Annotated in this window: 15 protein-coding genes, 1 other RNA gene and 1 pseudogene; 8 read left to right on the forward strand and 9 right to left on the reverse strand. The window is 59.2% G+C overall.

Translation table 11 applies throughout. From position 1 onward, the window contains the following. Positions 1–13 precede the first annotated feature (13 nt). Positions 14–1,552 (reverse strand): IS3-like element ISAtu3 family transposase, encoded by a 1,539-nt coding sequence (locus ATU_RS10290; protein ID WP_010972061.1) that lies wholly within the window; start codon positions 1,550–1,552, stop codon positions 14–16. A 38-nt stretch (positions 1,553–1,590) separates the two neighbouring features. Between ATU_RS10290 and ATU_RS10295 the strand changes: the two are divergent. After that, positions 1,591–2,241, forward strand: a pseudogene (locus ATU_RS10295) (glutathionylspermidine synthase family protein); the annotation flags it as partial. Between the two features lie 27 nt (positions 2,242–2,268). Here ATU_RS10295 and rnpB read toward each other — a convergent pair. The 6 genes from rnpB to ATU_RS10325 form a co-directional block, all read right to left on the reverse strand. Next, positions 2,269–2,670: RNase P RNA component class A (gene rnpB / locus ATU_RS10300), an RNA gene on the reverse strand. A gap of 55 nt (positions 2,671–2,725) precedes the next feature. Beyond that, positions 2,726–3,916 (reverse strand): NAD(P)/FAD-dependent oxidoreductase, encoded by a 1,191-nt coding sequence (locus ATU_RS10305; protein ID WP_010972062.1) that lies wholly within the window; start codon positions 3,914–3,916, stop codon positions 2,726–2,728. Between the two features lie 59 nt (positions 3,917–3,975). Next, a complete protein-coding gene (locus tag ATU_RS10310; RefSeq protein ID WP_010972063.1) occupies positions 3,976–5,163 on the reverse strand; it encodes an FAD-dependent oxidoreductase in 1,188 nt (395 codons plus the stop codon). A 92-nt stretch (positions 5,164–5,255) separates the two neighbouring features. Next, positions 5,256–5,795, reverse strand: a complete 540-nt coding sequence (locus tag ATU_RS10315) for a lytic transglycosylase domain-containing protein (RefSeq protein ID WP_010972064.1) — start codon at positions 5,793–5,795, stop codon at positions 5,256–5,258. Between the two features lie 247 nt (positions 5,796–6,042). Next, entirely contained in the window at positions 6,043–6,822 is a 780-nt protein-coding gene (locus tag ATU_RS10320) for an N-acetylmuramoyl-L-alanine amidase (RefSeq protein ID WP_010972065.1), read from the reverse strand. Then, positions 6,819–7,559, reverse strand: a complete 741-nt coding sequence (locus tag ATU_RS10325; protein WP_035214648.1) for a J domain-containing protein — start codon at positions 7,557–7,559, stop codon at positions 6,819–6,821. Before ATU_RS10325 ends, ATU_RS10320 begins: the two co-directional genes overlap by 4 nt. A gap of 331 nt (positions 7,560–7,890) precedes the next feature. Here ATU_RS10325 and ATU_RS10330 point away from each other — a divergent pair, with 331 nt between their 5' ends. From ATU_RS10330 to ATU_RS10360, 7 genes are all read left to right on the forward strand, one after another. After that, positions 7,891–9,102, forward strand: a complete 1,212-nt coding sequence (locus ATU_RS10330) for a pyrophosphate--fructose-6-phosphate 1-phosphotransferase (protein WP_010972067.1) — start codon at positions 7,891–7,893, stop codon at positions 9,100–9,102. A gap of 52 nt (positions 9,103–9,154) precedes the next feature. Beyond that, positions 9,155–9,790, forward strand: coding sequence for a LysE family translocator (locus ATU_RS10335; RefSeq protein ID WP_010972068.1), 636 nt, complete (start codon positions 9,155–9,157; stop codon positions 9,788–9,790). Between the two features lie 136 nt (positions 9,791–9,926). Next, positions 9,927–11,003, forward strand: coding sequence for a lytic transglycosylase domain-containing protein (locus tag ATU_RS10340; protein ID WP_010972069.1), 1,077 nt, complete (start codon positions 9,927–9,929; stop codon positions 11,001–11,003). Positions 11,004–11,344: 341 nt separating this feature from the next. Continuing rightward, positions 11,345–12,595, forward strand: coding sequence for a BtaA family protein (locus ATU_RS10345; protein ID WP_010972070.1), 1,251 nt, complete (start codon positions 11,345–11,347; stop codon positions 12,593–12,595). Next, the gene (locus ATU_RS10350; protein WP_035255987.1) at positions 12,592–13,311 is read left to right on the forward strand and encodes a class I SAM-dependent methyltransferase; all 720 of its coding nucleotides are present in this window, start codon (positions 12,592–12,594) and stop codon (positions 13,309–13,311) included. Before ATU_RS10345 ends, ATU_RS10350 begins: the two co-directional genes overlap by 4 nt. Positions 13,312–13,546: 235 nt before the next feature. Beyond that, positions 13,547–14,326 (forward strand): glycoside hydrolase family 25 protein, encoded by a 780-nt coding sequence (locus tag ATU_RS10355; RefSeq protein WP_006310472.1) that lies wholly within the window; start codon positions 13,547–13,549, stop codon positions 14,324–14,326. 123 nt (positions 14,327–14,449) lie between these two features. After that, the gene (locus ATU_RS10360; protein WP_010972073.1) at positions 14,450–15,676 is read left to right on the forward strand and encodes a lytic murein transglycosylase; all 1,227 of its coding nucleotides are present in this window, start codon (positions 14,450–14,452) and stop codon (positions 15,674–15,676) included. Positions 15,677–16,140: 464 nt separating this feature from the next. Here ATU_RS10360 and metF read toward each other — a convergent pair whose 3' ends face one another. Both metF and ATU_RS10370 read right to left on the reverse strand, forming a co-directional pair. Then, positions 16,141–17,034 carry a methylenetetrahydrofolate reductase [NAD(P)H] gene (gene metF / locus ATU_RS10365; RefSeq protein WP_035255983.1) on the reverse strand — a complete coding sequence of 298 codons (894 nt, stop codon included), beginning with the start codon at positions 17,032–17,034 and terminating at the stop codon, positions 16,141–16,143. A 1-nt stretch (position 17,035) separates the two neighbouring features. Then, entirely contained in the window at positions 17,036–18,049 is a 1,014-nt protein-coding gene (locus ATU_RS10370) for an ArsR/SmtB family transcription factor (protein WP_006310475.1), read from the reverse strand. Positions 18,050–18,165: the final 116 nt, after the last annotated feature.

Below are 18,165 nucleotides of genomic sequence, written 5' to 3' on the forward strand. Positions count from 1 at the left end.
AAGTTGGACTGCTTTATAATTTCAGGCCGAGGCTCTGACGATACTCGACGGGGCTGAGTGATCCCAGCGATATCTTGATACGCTTCTCATTGTACCATCGGATGTAGGCGTCCACCTCGGCGACGAACTGTTCGATCGTGATTGCCTTCCAGTCGCGTGGATAGAAGAGCTCAGTTTTCAACCGACCGAAGAACCCTTCGCACGCGGCGTTGTCTTGCGAGCATCCCTTTCGGGACATCGAACGAACCAGTCTTGCTTCGCTGATACGGGTTAACCAGCCGGGCCATCGATAATGGGCTCCTCGATCAGAATGGATGATAGGCCGTTCCTCGCCGTTGGCGACGGTCCCGATGGCTGCATCCAGCATGGTGTTGACGAGACCCGCATCTGGTTGGGTTCCGATGGACCAACTGATGACCATTCCGTCAAAGCAGTCGATGATGGGCGAAAGGTAGACCTTGCCAGCTGGGATCTGGAACTCGGTGATGTCTGTCAGCCATTTCACGTTCGGCGCGTCTGCATGAAAGTCGCGATTGATCAGGTTTTCGGGTGCCGGACTTATTTCTCCCAAGTATGATCCGAAACGCCGTCGGCGCGGTCTGGCTACGGCCAAGTGCTCCTGCTTCATCAAGCGCTGGACAACCTTTTCCGAGACGATCACGCTCTTCCTGGCCAGTGACGCCTGTAGTCTGCGGTAGCCGTAACAACGACGGTTCGCTTCAAAAATTTCCGCAAGGCTGAGGCGGACGGCGGCATACTTGTCTGCCAGGCACATACGGGCGCGATGGTAGAAGTACGAGCTTCGGGCAATTCGCAGTTGGGCAAGCAGCTCTGGCAAGCGATAAACTTCCTTGAGGGCGTCAATCAGCTGTGTCTTCTCCCGATTACTCAGGATCAGCAGATCGACGCCCAGACCTTTTTTTAATAGTTCGTTGGCCTTTTTCAGGAGATCATGTTCGAGTTGCAACTGGCGGACATCGCGTTGGAGGGCTTCAAGCTTTCGCTCGAGTTCTTCACGTTCAGGCACCTTGGGGTTGGCTTTGCGGCGTTTCATGGATGAAGAAGCCTCATGACCGAGTAACTGGTCTTTCCAGCTATACAATGTCGGTCTCGAGACGCCCAGACGGTCAGCTACCTGCTGAGCACTTTCATCTCCACTGCATAGTCCGATTACCCCCGCTTGCCGGACCTCCTCGGAATAGCCAGGGTGCCACGATCGACCGACCATTGATGTCCGCGCCTCCGGAAAAGCCTCACGAACCCATGCGGTTAGAGTTCCTCGACCGGGATAGCCGAGCGCCCTCATCGTCCCAGAGATGCAACGATCATGGGTGCGAAAGTGCTCAAGTGCCGCCTGCCTCTGAGCCTCTGAATATTTTGGCGCTCGCGCTACCGGCTGAGTACGCAGGTCGAGATGCTGCACATACTCGCGATACCAACCCCTCAGCGCATTCTTGGTGGGATATCCCAGCTGGCGAATGGTCGTGTTAAGCCGCTTGCCCAGCCGGATATAAAGCTCAACCGCTCGAAGTCTGTCTGCGTAGGAATACATGAACTACCTCCTGGTGGTCCAAGTTTTCGTCCGCACCCCCGATTTTCCATTTCGCAGCGGTGAGCGACAGCGCCGAAGATTGCGGCACGACAATTTACCTAATGGACTGCGCCATTCAGGCTGGCCACCGCGCCCAATTTCTCGATATCAGGGACATCGGCATCGATGCGAGCGGGCGTTACGCTGACCTTCAAAGCCGCGTCATTGAGCGCTGCTTCAAGCTTTATCCCTGGGAATTCATGTTACGGGAATCCTTTGCCGCAAATCTGCCTGCGGAAAGCGGCATTTTCATCGAGCCAGCCTGGAAAGCCCTGCTATCGAACAAAGGCCTGCTGCCCATGCTTTGGCAACGGCATCCCAATCACCCGAATCTGCTCCCCAGCTTCTTTCCCGACGATCCTGAAATATACGAATTACAGGATTACGTGGTGAAGCCGCTTCTCTCGCGTGAAGGTGAAAATGTCAGCCTCTACCGAAACCGACGCGAAATTTTATCGGCCCCCGGCAGTTATGGCAAAGAGGGGTATGTTTTTCAGGCCTACGCACCATTGTTCAAGAGCGAGTTCGGATATGCAGTGCTGGGAAGCTGGATCGTCGGCGATCGATCCTGCGGACTTGGCATTCGCGAGGACGTGTCGCCCATCACCGCAAATCTCTCCCGCTACGTTCCCCATATCATCGAGGGGTGAGCCCCGCCGAAAAATTCGGCAGGAAAATTCGCCAGTTGGCCTGTAAGCCGGGTTCTGTATGGCCCCGGTTTGACCCGGAACGTGGCAGCCATTCATCTGGGACGGCATTTGCATGCCGCCTCTCGCAACCCACCCGGATGACGGGCCCGGAAACCGGCTGTGAACAGGCTTTCGCCCGCCCCGTGTCATCCCTATTCGGTCTTGCTCCCGGTGGGGTTTACCTTGCCACCACTGTCACCAGCGGCGCGGTGGGCTCTTACCCCACCCTTTCACCCTTACCATGCAAGGCATGGCGGTTTGCTCTCTGTGGCACTTTCCCTGGGGTCGCCCCCGCCGGACGTTATCCGGCACCGTATTTCCGTGGAGCCCGGACTTTCCTCACCTTACCGTCTTTCGACATTGGTAGAGCGCGGCTGCCCGGCCAACTGGCATGGGCTGCATAACCATGTTCCGCAGCGAAAGCCACCGAAAAGCGACGGAAAGATCAAAGAAATTCCGGTTTGAAATCCGTCGAGAAGGCATCATCTGCGATTTTTCCGTCCCGCAGGAGCGCAGCACCCAGCCGCCCGATCTCATCGGAACTCTTGGCCGCCGTACCGTTACCGCCGGTCAGAACCGCAATACGCGGTGACGCGGTGAAGCCGATGGCCGGATAGCCGCTCTTTGTCTTGGAGACGACGCAGGCGGCCATCGAGACACGAGAGTGATCAACGGAAGGCACCAGTGTTCCGACAATCTCCGAAAGGTGATCACGCACGCTTTCGCGCCCGCCGGAACGGAACCATTCGCGGATCTCCGGGTCGCTGCCCACCCTTTTATCATCGGGATCACCGCCAATTTTCAGATAGAATTTGCCGTCAGGATAACGCACCGGCGGCAGCAGATAGATATGTTTCGTGGTGTCGTGCGGCTCATAGATCAGCGACGGCATGCCCGCATATTGACCCAGATCTCCTTCATCGATCTCGAAGAAAGCGACGGTACGGGCATAAACATCGAGCCCGACCGGCTGCGGCAGCAAATCCCTGGTGATGGAGAAGCCGCCGGCCGCCACCAGCACCCGTTCTGCGGTATAAACCGCGCCCGAGGCCGTCTGGACCGAGGCGCGGCCATCCTCTTCCCGCGTCGAGACGACAATATCGTCGATCAGCGTAACGCCCGCCTTTTCGGCGAGTATAGCCTGCGCTTTCACCAGAGCGCGCGGATTGACGTAACCGGCATTGTCCCTTTCGAACACGCCTTCGCAACCCGGTTCGAAGGAGAAATAGGGAAAGCGGCTTTTCAGACTCTGATCACCAAGCAGTTCCGTGGAGACGCCGAGCCGAGCCGCCGCCCTGAGAACATCGTCGACAAAGGGATTGGCACCGCCCCGTTCGGGCCCCACCATCAGGCAGCCGACCGGCGCGTAAAACTCGACACCGCTACGTGCGGCAATATCGGCATAACGCGCGATGGAGCGGTTGGCGAGCAAGGCCCAGTCGGGATCGCCATCGATGGTGCGAGTAATCCGCGCTTCATCGTAATGGCTGGCGAAAACGCCTTGATGCGACTTTATATCGGCAGGCTCGCCGGGACCGATCAGGGCCACGCCGTCCACCGTTTCCGCCAGATGGCGGGCAGCGGCCGCACCCATCATGCCGCGACCGACGACGATATAGTTGAAATGTCCCGACATGCCGCCCTCTTTACCTGTTCCGTTCACCCGCATTCTTGTAGCTGCCTGCATGGAGAATGTCAGACAAAAACCGGCGACATTTCGGCGGCGAACTCATCCTCGGTCAGCTGGCCATTGAGAAGCAGTTGCGCGCCCAGTCGCCCGATCTCATCCGAAGACTTGGCGGAAACGAAATTGCCGCCGGTCAGAACCGCAATATTGGAGGATTGCGTATAGCCGATATAGGGATAACCGCTGCAGGTGATGGAGGCGACGCAGGATCCTGATGTGACCGGGCAGCCGGCCAGCGCCGGCATCAGCGACAGGGCTTTTTTCGTCAGGAACTCCACCTCATCGGGCGTGCCGTCCGAGTGGAACCAGTCGACCGCTTGGACCAGCGTTTCAAGCCTGCCCTTTTCGCTTTCGCCACCGATTTTCAGATAGACCTTGCCATCGGGATATCGCACTGGCGGCAGGATATAGACGATATCGTCCTCGGTTTCCGCCAGCACGATCGTCGAGGGCATCGCGCTGAACAGCGCCTGCCGTGCTTCATCCAGCTCGAAGAACACGATGGTGCGGCCCGTCGCCGCCATATCGACCGGTGACGGCAGAAGCGCCGCCATATTGGTGAAACCGCCCGCCGCGACGATGACCTTTTCCGCCGTATAGGTGGCCCCTTCCCGCGTCATGACCTCGACGCTACGGGAGGTATCGCGAATATGCGCCGCCGTCTCGCGCACAAGCCGGCCGCCCTGCGCTTCGGCGATTGCGCATTGCGCTTTCACCAGCGCCCGTGGATTGATGTGGCCGGCATTGCGGGCCTCAAAGCTCCCGCCATGATCGGCAGGCAGCGCAAACATCGGAAACCGTCCTGCCAGCGCTTCAGCACCAAGCGTTTCCACGCCAAGACCGAGACGATCTGCCGAGGAAAGCGCCCGCGATACATAGTCTCCCGCAAGCCCCTTGCCGTTGCCCGTGAACAGGCAGCCCGCTTCGGTGAAGAACCGGATGCCGCTTTTCGCCTCTATCTCGGCGTAACGCCGGATCGAACGCAACGCGAGTTCGGCCCAGACCGGATCGCCGTCAAAACCGCGGGTGATACGCGCTACGTCGTAATGACTTGAAAATACACCCTGATGTGTCTTGCGATCAGCCGGTTCGGCCGGCCCGATCAGCGCCACGCCATCCGTTTGCACCGAAAGATGCCGCGCCGCGGCCGCTCCCATCATCCCGGCCCCGACCACGATATATTTGAAATCCGGCATGTCATGCTCCGTATCAGATTTGTTTCTGACTACAGCATGCCGACCCGAACCGGAATCGTTTTTCGCAATTTCGCAGATGATCGATGCCGGCCTCAGCTCGCCAGCAATGCCTGCACCTTGCCGCAATAACGCTTGGAGACCGGGTTCATGCGGGTGGCACCGTGGCCGGCATTGTAACGCAGGATGGTGCTGCACACTTCGCCGCCGCCAAGCTGATGCGCCGTCGCCAGATATTGCATGCCCCAGCGAATATTCGTCTCGGGATCGTAGAGCGCTTTGGTCGCGCCGCGAAAACCCATCATCCGCGCCGTTGCCGGCTTGATCTGCATTAGCCCGACCTCGCCGGCGCTGCCACGGGCCTTGGGGTTGAACTTGCTTTCCACCGAAACCACGGCATGCGCCAGGTTAGTGGGAACGCCGTAACGCTTGGCATATTTGACGATCAGATCGGAATAGCCGTTCTTGAGAGAGGCAGGCAGGCTTTTTTCGGGAATGGGATAACCGGGCTTGCGCACGAAGGTCTCCAGCGTCACGGTCTTGGTCTTGACGTCCTCATCTTTGGCAAAAGAAATCCCCGCCTGCGAAGCGAGCGCAACAACGCCCGCCACGACAGCAACAACAAACCTGTTCATATGTAGAAAAAGTCTCCAGATCGGATGACAGAAACAGTGAAATGGCACAAACAGCTTGGGCCCGGAAAGTCGATCACGACGCTCCGCTGTCCGGTCTCCTTCATTGATATTGACGGCAGGCTCCCCTGAAGAACGTCACCGCATACAGTGCCGTTCTTAGACTTCCTCAATGCGGATTAACTGTGGCACAACAAAAAAGCGACTTGGAGGCGCTGGAAAAACGGGAATGCTTTTCCAGAATCCGCGCTCAGGCGGCCGAAAATCTCGGCAGGCTGGAGATCAGCCGGTGCAGCGTGTCGATGGTGGAAAAATCCGCGATGCCATCCACGAGAGCGGGGCGGAAATGTCGCTGGAAGGCAGCCACGGCCCCTTCCGTTTTTTCGCAATAAGCGCCTGTAATTTCAGCGCCATATCCATAGATGGACAGCATCGATTGCAGTGCTTCGACCGGCTGTCCATGGTCGCCGCGCTGGAAAAAGCGTCCGCCGCGGATCGGCGCGGGCTCCACCCAGTGGCCGACGCCGTGCTGCGACAGGATGTCCCACGGGAATTTTTCGCCCGGATCGACCTTGCGGATCGGCGCGACATCCGAATGGGCAAGCACCCTTTCCGGGGCGATAGACCAGCGCCGGCCGCAATCGCGACACAATTCGATGACGGCTGCCACCTGCGCCTCGGGAAACTCCGGCAGTCCGCCGGGGTGACCCTGATTGGCGATTTCTATGCCGATGGAGCGGGAATTGATGTCCTCATCCCCTGCCCAGGAGCTTTTTCCCGCATGCCAGGCACGGCGGCTTTCCGGCACGAGCTGGATGACACGCCCATCCTCGAAGACGAAATAGTGGCTGGAAACCTGGCTTTCCGGATTGCGGAGCCACGAAAGGGCACCATCCGCAGTCGTCATGCCGGTATAGTGGAGAAGAATGATATCGGGGCCGGCCACGCCAAGTCTTTCGCCATGGTTAGGCGAAGGCGCAACGGCTGCGCCCCCGAAATCCGGGGCAAAATCCGGCAGACATTCTTTCATGCGACGCGGCGTTCTTTCTCGATGGCCGCATAGGCGGCGTTGAGAGCCGCCATACGCTCATTTGCAGCAGCATGCAATTCCATCGGCACGCCGCGCGCAATGAGCTTGTCCGGATGGTGCTCGGCGACCAGCGAACGGTAACGCTTGCGAATATCCAGGAAGTCGTCCGAAGGTGAAACACCGAGGACACGGTAAGGATCGCGACCGTCCATGTGCACATGCCGCGCCATGATCGTTTCGAAATGATCTTCGGTGATACGGAAGATTTCCGCAATACGGCCGAGGAAGGCCAGTTCCCGCTCGTGGATCAGGCCATCGGCCTTGGCAATGTGGAACAGGCCGTCGATGACGCTTTCCAGCATCTCGCAATTGGCATGACCCGAACCGCACAGACCCGCGAGCCGCTCCGCATAGGCCTCGTAACCGGCGACGTCCTGACGCGCGAGGTTATAAAGACGGGCGACGTTCTTGGCTTCTTCGTCCGGGAAATCGAAAATCTGCCGGAAGGCACGAACCTCGGCATCGTTGACCACGCCGTCAGCCTTCGCCATCTTGGCGGAAAGTGCAATGATGGCAACGGAAAAGGATACCTTGCGGCGGGTTTCCGGGTCGCCCTCGAACAGGGTGCGGATGGCTTCGACAACGCGCCCAAGCGCATTGCCTGCCGCGTCGCCGATTGCGCCGAGCAGCCGTTCCCACAGGGATGAAATTTGCAAACAGGCGAAATCGAACATCATGCTGGCAAGCATGAAGGGATATTCCCGCGAATGCAATATGCGGGACGGCCCGTCGGCATTAACTTTTATTCATCTTTGCGACAGTTTTGCTTCAGGAACAAGAGTGCGGCGAAAGGAGCAACCTTGGTTTTCCACAGGCGCGGCGGGCGGAGGTATCAATACGGCCACGCCGATGCGGATTGAAACGATTATATTCGACTGCTTTCGTCAAGCCGCTGAAAAACCGCAAGAAATCAGCATTTTTCGTCATAAATTCACTTTACACCTACACGCGGCTGTCGCATCCATTTGCCAGACATGTCTTTGGGTATACGCAAAAAGGAGAGCCATGATGGCGAAACAGAAAGTCGCAATGCTGACCGCGGGTGGCCTCGCGCCCTGTCTCTCTTCGGCCGTGGGTGGCCTGATCGAGCGCTATAGCGACATCGCGCCTGAAATCGACATCATCGCTTACCGCTCCGGTTATCAGGGCGTGCTTCTGGGCGAGCGTATCGAGATCACCAAGGATATGCGCGAAAAGGCGCATCTACTGCATCGTTACGGCGGCTCGCCGATCGGCAACAGCCGCGTCAAGCTGACCAATGCCGCCGATTGCGCCAAGCGCGGCCTCGTCAAGGAAGGCGACAATCCGTTGCGCGTCGCCGCTGAACGGCTGGCGGCTGACGGCATCACCATTCTCCATACTATCGGTGGCGACGACACCAACACCACCGCCGCGGACCTTGCCGCCTATCTCGGCGCCAACGGATATGACCTCACCGTCGTCGGCCTGCCGAAGACGGTGGATAATGACGTCGTGCCGATCAAGCAGTCGCTCGGCGCCTGGACGGCCGCGGAAGTCGGTGCTGCCTTCTTCGACAATGTCAGCAACGAGCAGAGCGCGGCACCGAAAACCTTCGTCATCCACGAAGTCATGGGCCGCCATTGCGGCTGGCTGACCGCCGCCACCGCCCGCGCCTATATCCAGAAAACCCGCGGCAACGACTATGTCGAAGGCCTGATGATGAACACGCAGATGAAGAACATCGACGGCATCTACCTGCCGGAAATGGCCTTCGACATCGAGGCGGAAGCCGAGCGCCTCAAAGAGGTCATGGACAAACATGGCTATGTCACGCTGTTCGTTTCCGAAGGTGCGGGCCTCGACGCCATCGTCGCCGAGCGGGAAGCTGCTGGCGAAGCCGTCAAGCGCGATGCCTTCGGCCATGTGAAGATCGACACCATCAATGTTGGCGGCTGGTTCCAGAAGCAGTTCGCCGGCCTCATCGGCGCCGAGCGCTCCATGGTGCAGAAGTCGGGCTATTTCGCCCGCTCCGCGCCCGCCAATGGCGACGATCTTCGCCTCATCCAGGGCATGGTCGATCTGGCGGTCGAAAGCGCGCTCAATAAGGTCTCCGGGGTCACCGGTCATGACGAAGACCAGAATGGCAAATTGCGGACCATCGAGTTTCCGCGTATCAAGGGCGGAAAGCATTTCGACCTCTCTGCAAAATGGTTTACCGAAGTGATGGAACACGTCGGTCAGCCGTTCACAGCGGCCTGATTTTACGATAGGCTAAAATAACGCGGTGACAGGGAGGGCAAGGAGGAAGAGAATGTCTGGACAGGCGTGGCTGATTTTCTGTGCAGCATGTGCCGTTGTGTTCGCACTCCCCTCTCCCCTTGTATTCTCTGTCGCCTCTTATGCGGCCATTCGCGGCAGGAAGACGATCTTCCCCTCCGTCGGCGGCGGCGCGCTTGGCGTCGTCACGGCCATGACGATTTCCGCCATTCCGGTGGCCGGTCTCGTCTATCTGCCGCAATCTTTCTTGGAAATCGTGCAATGGGCAGGCATCGGCTGGCTGATGCTGTTCGTGTTATGGACCTTCGCAACGCCCGCAGCCCAGGCGGCCAATGCCGACAATGACAATCTGCCGGGCAAATCCTGGAGCGGCATTTTCCGAGATTGTTACGCCGTTGCCGCCCTGCGCCCGCGCTATTTCTCTTTTTTCCTTGCGATGTTGCCGCAATTCGTTTCCACCACGGGCAATGCCGTTGAAACGCTCGCCATGGCACAGGCCGCTATCCTCATTCTGACATGTGTGATTCTGGCAGCGCAGGCGATGCTCGCCGGCCAGACACTCGCGCTGGTGCGCCGCATGTCAGGCGATAAAAAAATCCGGCCGAAATACCGCACCCACTTCATTTCCGGCCGCGCCGTCAGCGCCGGATACAGGCGCATCGCGGCCTGAAAATCCACCTGAAAGCCGGGGCGCCACGTCCCCGCTTGCCGCTTTCCTTACAATAGGTTAATGAAGGCGCGACGGGACACTGCCTGCTTCGCTTGACGCGGGGGTATCGAGAGACAGGCATAACGAAGGCGGCAACATGCGAAATTCGGGCAAATTCCGCGGAAGAAGTGCACTTCTTCTGTCTTCCACGGTGGGTCTGGCACTGGCACTAAGCGCATGCACCAGCGTCGAATATGCCGCGAAGGAAGGGCCGAACGGCCCGAAAATTGCAACAGTTACCTCTACCTCTTCGGCCCAGACATCGACGCAACCAGCGACGGCTGAAGCCGTAGCGGGCGCCACCCCGGCAGCACCGGCAGTTCAGACCGCCGACGCCGCAGCCTCTTCTCAAGCAGCAGCACTTCCCACCGCCGTCGCCGTCAAGGGCGGACGCGTGGCGCTGCCGCCTGCCTCCGAAATTGCAGCCGCCGCAGCCATCGCCACGCAGATGCAGCAGCCGACCGAAGTGGCTGGAGCCGCAGCAACGACAGCCGCGCCGACCACGGCCGCGGCACTTGTACCGACACACACCACGCCGGCGGCAGCAGCCATCGAAACGGCAAATGCGGCGGCAAAACCGGCCATGCACAATGCCGCCGTCGATCTGCCGCAGGTGGCTGCCGTCAAGGGCAGCTTCCCGGCCGCGCCGCCACCACCCGGTTCGCCGTCCATCGGCACCGAGTTGACGGCGGAACGGAAAGTCATCCCGCTGCCGAAACCGGACAGCACGGTTCTCGCTTATGCCGCCGGCCCGACCAATGCCGCGCTCGCCGCAATTCGCCAGAACGAATCAATGACGGCACCGCTCAGAACCGCACCGGCGGGACGCGAAAAGCTGAGTGGCCTGATTACCAAATACGCCACCATGTATGATGTGCCGGAAGATCTGGTTCACCGCGTGGTGCAGCGCGAAAGCCGCTACAATCCCGGCGCCTATAGCCGCGGCAATTTCGGCCTGATGCAAATCCGGCATGCCACGGCCCGCTCCCTGGGCTTCGATGGCCCCGCCTCCGGCCTGTTCGATGCCGAAACCAATCTCAAATACGCCGTCAAATATTTGCGCGGCGCATGGGTTGTGGCGGGTAACGACCGTGACAATGCCGTCCGCCTTTATGCGCGCGGTTATTATTACGATGCCAAGCGCAAGGGCATGCTGCACGTTCTGCGGAACTGACGGCCTCTGCCTGTGCTGGAGACGCCGCGCAGCTGAGCGGCTTTTTTGAAAATGCTGCGGCTCCCTTCTGTCGTCATTCTTGGGCTCGTCCCAGGGATCTAAACATGCCGTAAAAAATCGATCAGTTGCAGAACCTCGGGAATAGCCCCGGGGATGACGACTGAGTGGTCAGTGACCACCTCGCCTTCCAGCGGCGCCGCCGTTCTCTGGTGCCCGGCTCGGGCTGGTGCGGGCTGGTTTTCCAATGGTCTTTTCTTTTCGCTCTCTCTGCCAGCAACCCCTGTCATCAAACTGTAGCGTGGCGGCTGTAGACGCCTCTCAATCGACTGAGAGGTGAACATATGACGAGTGCGGCACCCAAGACCGGCTTCAGCAAAAACACGAAACTGAAGTCCGCATTGCTCCAGCACAAGGCACTCTCCAAAAGCGGCCTGTCCGAACGGTTTTTCGGCGTCCTCTTTTCCGGCCTCGTCTATCCGCAGATCTGGGAAGACCCCGAGATCGACATGGAAGCGATGGAGCTTGGCGAAGGCCACCGCATCGTCACCATCGGCTCCGGCGGCTGCAACATGCTGGCCTATCTCTCGCGCAACCCGGCCAGCATCGATGTGGTGGACCTCAACCCGCACCACATCGCGCTGAACAAGCTGAAGCTCGCTGCCTTCCGCCATCTGCCCGCCCATCAGGATGTGGTGCGCCACTTCGGCCGCGCCGGCACCCGCAGCAACAGCGTCGGTTATGACCGTTTCATCGCCGAGCATCTGGATGCCACGACCAAGGCATACTGGTCGAAGCGCACCCTTTCCGGCCGCCGTCGCATTTCGGTGTTCGACAGGAACATCTACCGGACCGGCCTGCTCGGCCGTTTCATCGGCGCCGGCCACATCATGGCCCGCCTGCACGGCGTGAAACTCACCGAAATGGCCAAGACCCGGACGCTGGACGAACAGCGCCAGTTTTTTGACAGCAAGGTCGCGCCGCTTTTCGACAAGCCGGTGGTGCGCTGGCTGACGAAGCGCAAGAGCTCGCTTTTCGGCCTTGGCATTCCGCCGCGCCAGTATGACGAGCTGGCAAGCCTTTCCAGCGACGGCACGGTTGCCTCCGTCCTCAAGGAGCGGCTGGAAAAGCTTGCCTGCAACTTCCCGCTCAGCGACAATTATTTCGCCTGGCAGGCCTTTGCGCGCCGTTATCCCGAGCCGCATGAGGGTGCCCTGCCCGCTTATCTCAAGCCGGAATATTACGAAAAGATCCGCAACAACACCGCGCGCGTCGCGGTGCATCACGCCACCTATACCGAGCTGCTTTCCCGCAAGCCGGCAAATGGCGTCGACCGCTATATCCTGCTCGATGCGCAGGACTGGATGACGGATGTGCAGCTCAACGAGTTATGGTCGCAGATCAGCCGCACTGCCGCATCCGGGGCACGCGTCATCTTCCGCACCGCGGCCGAAAAGAGCGTTATCGAGGGCCGGCTTTCGCCCGACATCCGCAACCAGTGGGTCTATCTCGAAGAGCGCTCCAACGAACTCAACGCCATGGACCGCTCGGCCATTTATGGCGGCTTCCATATCTACCAGAGGGCTATGGCATGAAAACCATCGGCGAGAATGTCGGCCTTGCAGACAGCGCGCATGCGGGCTTGATGGACCGCATGTATCGCCACCAGCGCCATATCTACGATATCACCCGCAAATATTATCTTCTGGGCCGTGACCGGACCATTTCCGGCCTCGACGTGCCAAAGGGCGGCACGCTGCTGGAAATCGGCTGCGGCACCGGCCGCAACCTGCTGCTGGCCAGCCGCCGGTTTCCCGACGCCAAACTCTTCGGCCTCGATATATCAGCCGAAATGCTGCTGACCGCCTCCGAGAATTTTGCCGGCAAAGCGGAGCGACCCATTCTGCGTGTCGCCGATGCCACCGCTTTCCGGTCTTCGGAATTCGGCCAGCCCGATGGCTTCGACCGCGTCATGATCCCTTATGCGCTGTCGATGATACCGGACTGGGAAAAAGCGATCGAACAGGCGCTCGCGGCGCTGAAACCCGGCGGTTCGCTGCATATCGTCGATTTCGGCCAGCAGGAACAGTTGCCGAAGTGGTTCCGCACGCTTCTTCAAGCCTGGCTCACCCGCTTTCACGTTACGCCCCGCGCAAATCTCCGTTACGTTCTCGCCAATATGGCCGGCCGTTTCGACGGGAATCTCGTCTTCGAGGAAATCGCGAGGGGATACGCATGGCGGGCTGTCATCACGCTTCCGGTTGCCGAAGCCCCGCAGCCGAAGATCCACCGCTTATTGGCTGACGCCTGATTCCCGGCGGATTAAGAAACCCGACCGACCCCATGCGGCATCGTCCTCAAGGCTTCTGTCGGGCCCAATCTCCGCACTAAAACCGCAAATCGCTTGGAATCCAGCAACTTGCGAGGTGCAAAAAACGCGCTCCCCCTTGCCATATCAGTTTGTTTACCATGTTATGCGTAAATCGGGAGATACGGCGCGCCGTTTTGCGGCCGCGGGATGGGCAACAATAATCATCAGGGTTCCAATGCGGCTGCGTTTTTCGGCACTATTGTCGGCTTTGCTGTTGGTCAGCGGCTGCACGTCCACCAGTTACGACCTGCTGGAAACCGCATCCGTTTCCAGGCCGAAATTCTCCGATACCGACCCGCAGGATTTCGGCGTCAACAACCCGCACCGCCATGAGGTACACGGCATCGACGTGTCCAAATGGAATGGCGATGTCGACTGGCAAACCGTGCGCAAATCCGGCGTCTCCTTCGTTTTCATCAAGGCAACGGAAGGGTCGGACCGTATCGATCCGAAATTCGGTGACCATTGGCGCAGCGCGGCCTCGGCGAATATTCTGCATGCGCCTTACCACTTCTATTATTTCTGTTCGACGGCGGACGCTCAAGCCGACTGGTTCATCAGCAACGTGCCGAAAGAAGCCGTCACCCTGCCGCCGGTTCTCGACGTGGAGTGGAATCCTTCCTCCCCCACCTGCAAGACCCGCCCTGCCCCGGGTATCGTGCGCGCCGAAATGCAGCGCTTCCTCGACCGCCTCGAGGCCCATTATGGGAAGCGCCCGATCATCTATACCTCGGTCGATTTCCACCGTGACAATCTCGTCGGCCAGTTCAAGGACTACCATTTCTGGGTGCGTTCCGTCGCCGCCCATCCGGCCAAGATTTACGAAGACCGGAAATGGGCCTTTTGGCAATATACCGCAACCGGCGTCGTACCCGGCGTGAACGGCCCCACCGACATCAATGTATTTGCCGGAAGTGAGAAAAACTGGCGAAAATGGATTGCTTCCGCCAAATAAGGCGGCCAAGAAGCAACACTTTCGAAAAATCGGCGTTGTTCTGCAACGCCAGATCGTCCGGTCCGTTTTTTTGTCGCAAACATATGGGTAAAGCGGGCCAACAACCTATCGAGGAAATTCCCCATGCCCACCTTCCGGTCGCGCAGCATCGTTTTTGCCGCCGCTTTGTCGCTTCTCTCCGCCGGCTCCGCCCTTGCCACGCCGCCTGTGGCTTCGCCTGACGATCCAAAGCAGGTTGCCTGTGGTGGTGATCTCGGCGCATTTCTCGAGGGCGTGAAGGCCGAGGCCGTTGCCAAGGGCGTTCCAGCCGCTGCCATCGAAAAGGCGCTGGCCGGCGCTCAGATTGACCCGAAAGTGCTTTCGCGTGACCGCGCCCAGGGCGTCTTCCGCCAGACCTTCCTGGAATTCTCCCAGCGCACCGTCAGCCAGGCGCGTCTCGATATCGGCCGCAAGAAGCTGCAGGAACTCTCCTCCACCTTCGCCCGCGCCGAAAATGAGTTCGGTGTACCGGCCGGCGTCATCGCCGCCTTCTGGGCCATGGAAACCGATTTCGGCGCCGTTCAGGGCGATTTCAACACCCGCAACGCACTGGTGACCCTGTCGCATGATTGCCGCCGCCCGGAACTTTTCCGCCCGCAGCTGCTGGCGCTGATCGAAATGGTCCAGCACGGCGATCTCGACCCAGCCACCAATACGGGCGCATGGGCCGGCGAAATCGGCCAGGTGCAGATGCTGCCCAAGGACATCATCGCCTTTGGTGTCGATGGTGATGGCAACGGTCATATCAACGTCAAGGACAGCGCCCCGGATGCGATCCTGACAGCCGCGAAATTTATCCAGCACCTCGGCTTCAAGAAGGGCGAACCCTGGATGCAGGAAGTTTCCGTACCGGAAAACCTGCCCTGGGAAAAATCCGGCCTTGGCGGGTCCCTGACCGCCGGCGACTGGTTTGCGCTTGGCGTGACCCCACGCGACGGCAATAAAAATTTTGCCTCCCTACCCGCGGCCCTTATCATGCCGCAGGGCCGCAAGGGACCGACCTTCATTACCTATCCCAACTTCAATATCTATCTGGAATGGAACCAGTCGTTTATCTACACGACCTCGGCCGCCTATTTCGCCAACCGCCTGATGGGCGCGCCGGTCTATAACAAGGGCAATCCCGATCCGGGCTTCGATGATGCCACGATGAAAGAGTTGCAGACCAAGCTTGAAGCGCGTGGCCACGATGTCGGCAAGGTGGATGGAATTCTCGGTTCCGGCACCCGCGTCGCTATCCAGAAGGAACAGCAGCGCCTCGGAATGCCCGCAGACGGATGGCCGACCCAGGCACTTCTCCAGGCGCTTTAACCTGGGTTAATCGCACTACCGGGCCTTTAATCTATCGGCCGGAATCAAGGCGCAAACTGTTAATCTCGACCGGGTGACTGGGGATAACACCCCGGTCATTTACTTTTTTAAAGATATGAAGCACTGCGTGATAGATAAATAATCATTTATTTTCAATATATTACAGAAGTCACTTTTTTAATAGGCGCCAAGCCGTGCTGCACCGCATCACAGAAACCGCTTTTCAAGTGCCACAAAACGGTCATATTATCGAACCTGTCAACAACAGGAGGCACCCATGGGACTTACAAAATCTCTCAATGCCTTGGCAGTCGGTTTGGCGTTTTTGTTCGTAGCGATGATGCTTTTCATCTGACGCGACGTGAAGACCAAACGCAGTTAAGAACCGTAGATGACACGAATTTAAAAAGCGCAGGCCCCGAGGGACCTGCGCTTTTTTCATGTCGGTAATCGGCTTTCCGGCGTCAGGCGGCGCTGCGGCGCAGGCGCTGCAGCCCGAGATTTTCCAGCACCGCGTCGACCAGCGGAGCGCGGTTCATGGTGTAGAGGTGGAACTCGTTAAAGCCACGCCGTTGCAGATCGGCGATCTGCTCGGCCGCAACTTCAGCGGCCACGCGGGCACGCCCTTCCAGATCCTCGTCATAGCCTTCGAAACGCTCATCCAGAAATCTGGGAACGCTGGTGCCGCAGCGGCCGGCGAAACGCTTGAGCTGGGTCAGGTTCTGGATCGGCATGATGCCCGGAACCACCGGAATGGTGATGCCTGCCGCAGTCACACGCTCCATGTAGCGTTCAAAGACGTCATTATCGAAGAAGAACTGGGTCAGCGCCCGGGTCGCACCATTGTCGGCCTTGCGCTTCAGCATGTCGATATCGACCGTCTCGCTTGCGCTTTCAGGATGTTTTTCCGGATAGGCGGAAACGGAAATCTCGAAATCGCCGATCTCGCGCAGCCCCTTCACCAGCGCTGCGGCGTTCTCGTAACCTTCCGGATGCGGCTGGTAAGCCGTGCCAATGCCAGTGGAGGGATCGCCACGCAGCGCCACGAAATGGCGAACGCCGGCGTTGCGAAACTCTTCGATGACCTGATGCACATCATCACGGCTGGCGTCGACGCAGGTCAGATGCGCAGCGGTCGGCAGATGGCTGTCACCGATCATCCGGCGCACGGCATCCAGCGTCGGCGCCTTGGTGGAACCACCAGCGCCATAGGTGACGGACACAAAATCCGGATCCCACTTCTTCAGCTCGGCAACCGTTTCCCAGAGCTGGGCGTCCATCTCGGCATTCTTGGGCGGGAAAAATTCGAAAGACAACCGGATATCGCCATCACGGCGTGCGGTTTCAGACCTCAACATATCATGCCCTCCCGGAGCGAAGTAAAACCGCCTCTTGCACCACATCGTCTGCCATCAGCAGCCGCTGGTCGCGGGCAACCCATATCGTCACGTCCAGAGCCTCGTCGGACGCTTTTTCAGAATGAAGATCGACAGCGCGCTCCAGCGAAAGCCCGGCCTTTTTCATCCATTCTTCCATCAGCGGATGCGAGAAGCCGAGCCGCACATGCGCATGTTCATCACGCAGATATTCGAAGGAATGCGGCGCAAGATCGATGACGATCAACCGCCCGCCCGGACGCAGCATGCGCGCGGCTTCGGAGAGCGCAATTTCCGGCTGGTCGAGAAAATGCAGGACCTGATGGATGACGATCAGATCGAAATCCTGCCCTTCGAGCGGCAGGTTGAGAATATCGCCATGGCGCACGGATGCATTTCCCACACCCGCCTTGTCGAGATTGGCGCGTGCGACCGAGAGCATGTCGCGGCTGGCGTCCACGCCGATCGCACGGCGGTAGATGCCGCTCAGAAGCTGGAGGATGCGGCCGGTGCCGGTGCCGAGATCAAGAAGCGAATCGATCGGCGTTGTGCCCACCAGCTTCAACAGCGCGCCTTCCACGGCCTCGTCGCTGACATGCAGGCGGCGCAGCTCGTCCCAGGCGGATGCATTGCGGCTGAAATAATCCTGCGCCCGCTCCGCCCGCACCCGCTTGACGGTGGCAAGACGTTCGCTGTCACGCTGGAGAACGGCGTCAGACGGCGATGCGGCGCCAAGCAGTTGCCTGACGACAACGGCGGGCTCGCCATCCTGCCGAAGCCGGAAATAGGCCCAGGCGCCTTCCTGATAACGCTCTATCAGCCCCTCTTCCGTCAAAAGCTTGAGGTGACGGGAGATGCGCGGCTGCGACTGGCCGAGAATTTCGGTAAGGTCAGTGACGGTCAGATCCCCGGCGGACAGAAGCGCCAGCAAACGGAAGCGCGTCGGCTCGCCCGCCGCCTTCAGAAGATCCACCAATTTGTCCAAACCGAACGCCAATTTGCTGCGCCTCGCAAACTAATCAAGATATAAAGATATCTTTATGTCGATGTCGCGTTCGATGCAAGCGCAAAGTGTCATGCGCCGTCTTCAAGTCGAATTATTGCACGAGAAAA

Source organism: Agrobacterium fabrum str. C58 (assembly GCF_000092025.1).
GTDB classification, from domain to species: domain Bacteria; phylum Pseudomonadota; class Alphaproteobacteria; order Rhizobiales; family Rhizobiaceae; genus Agrobacterium; species Agrobacterium fabrum.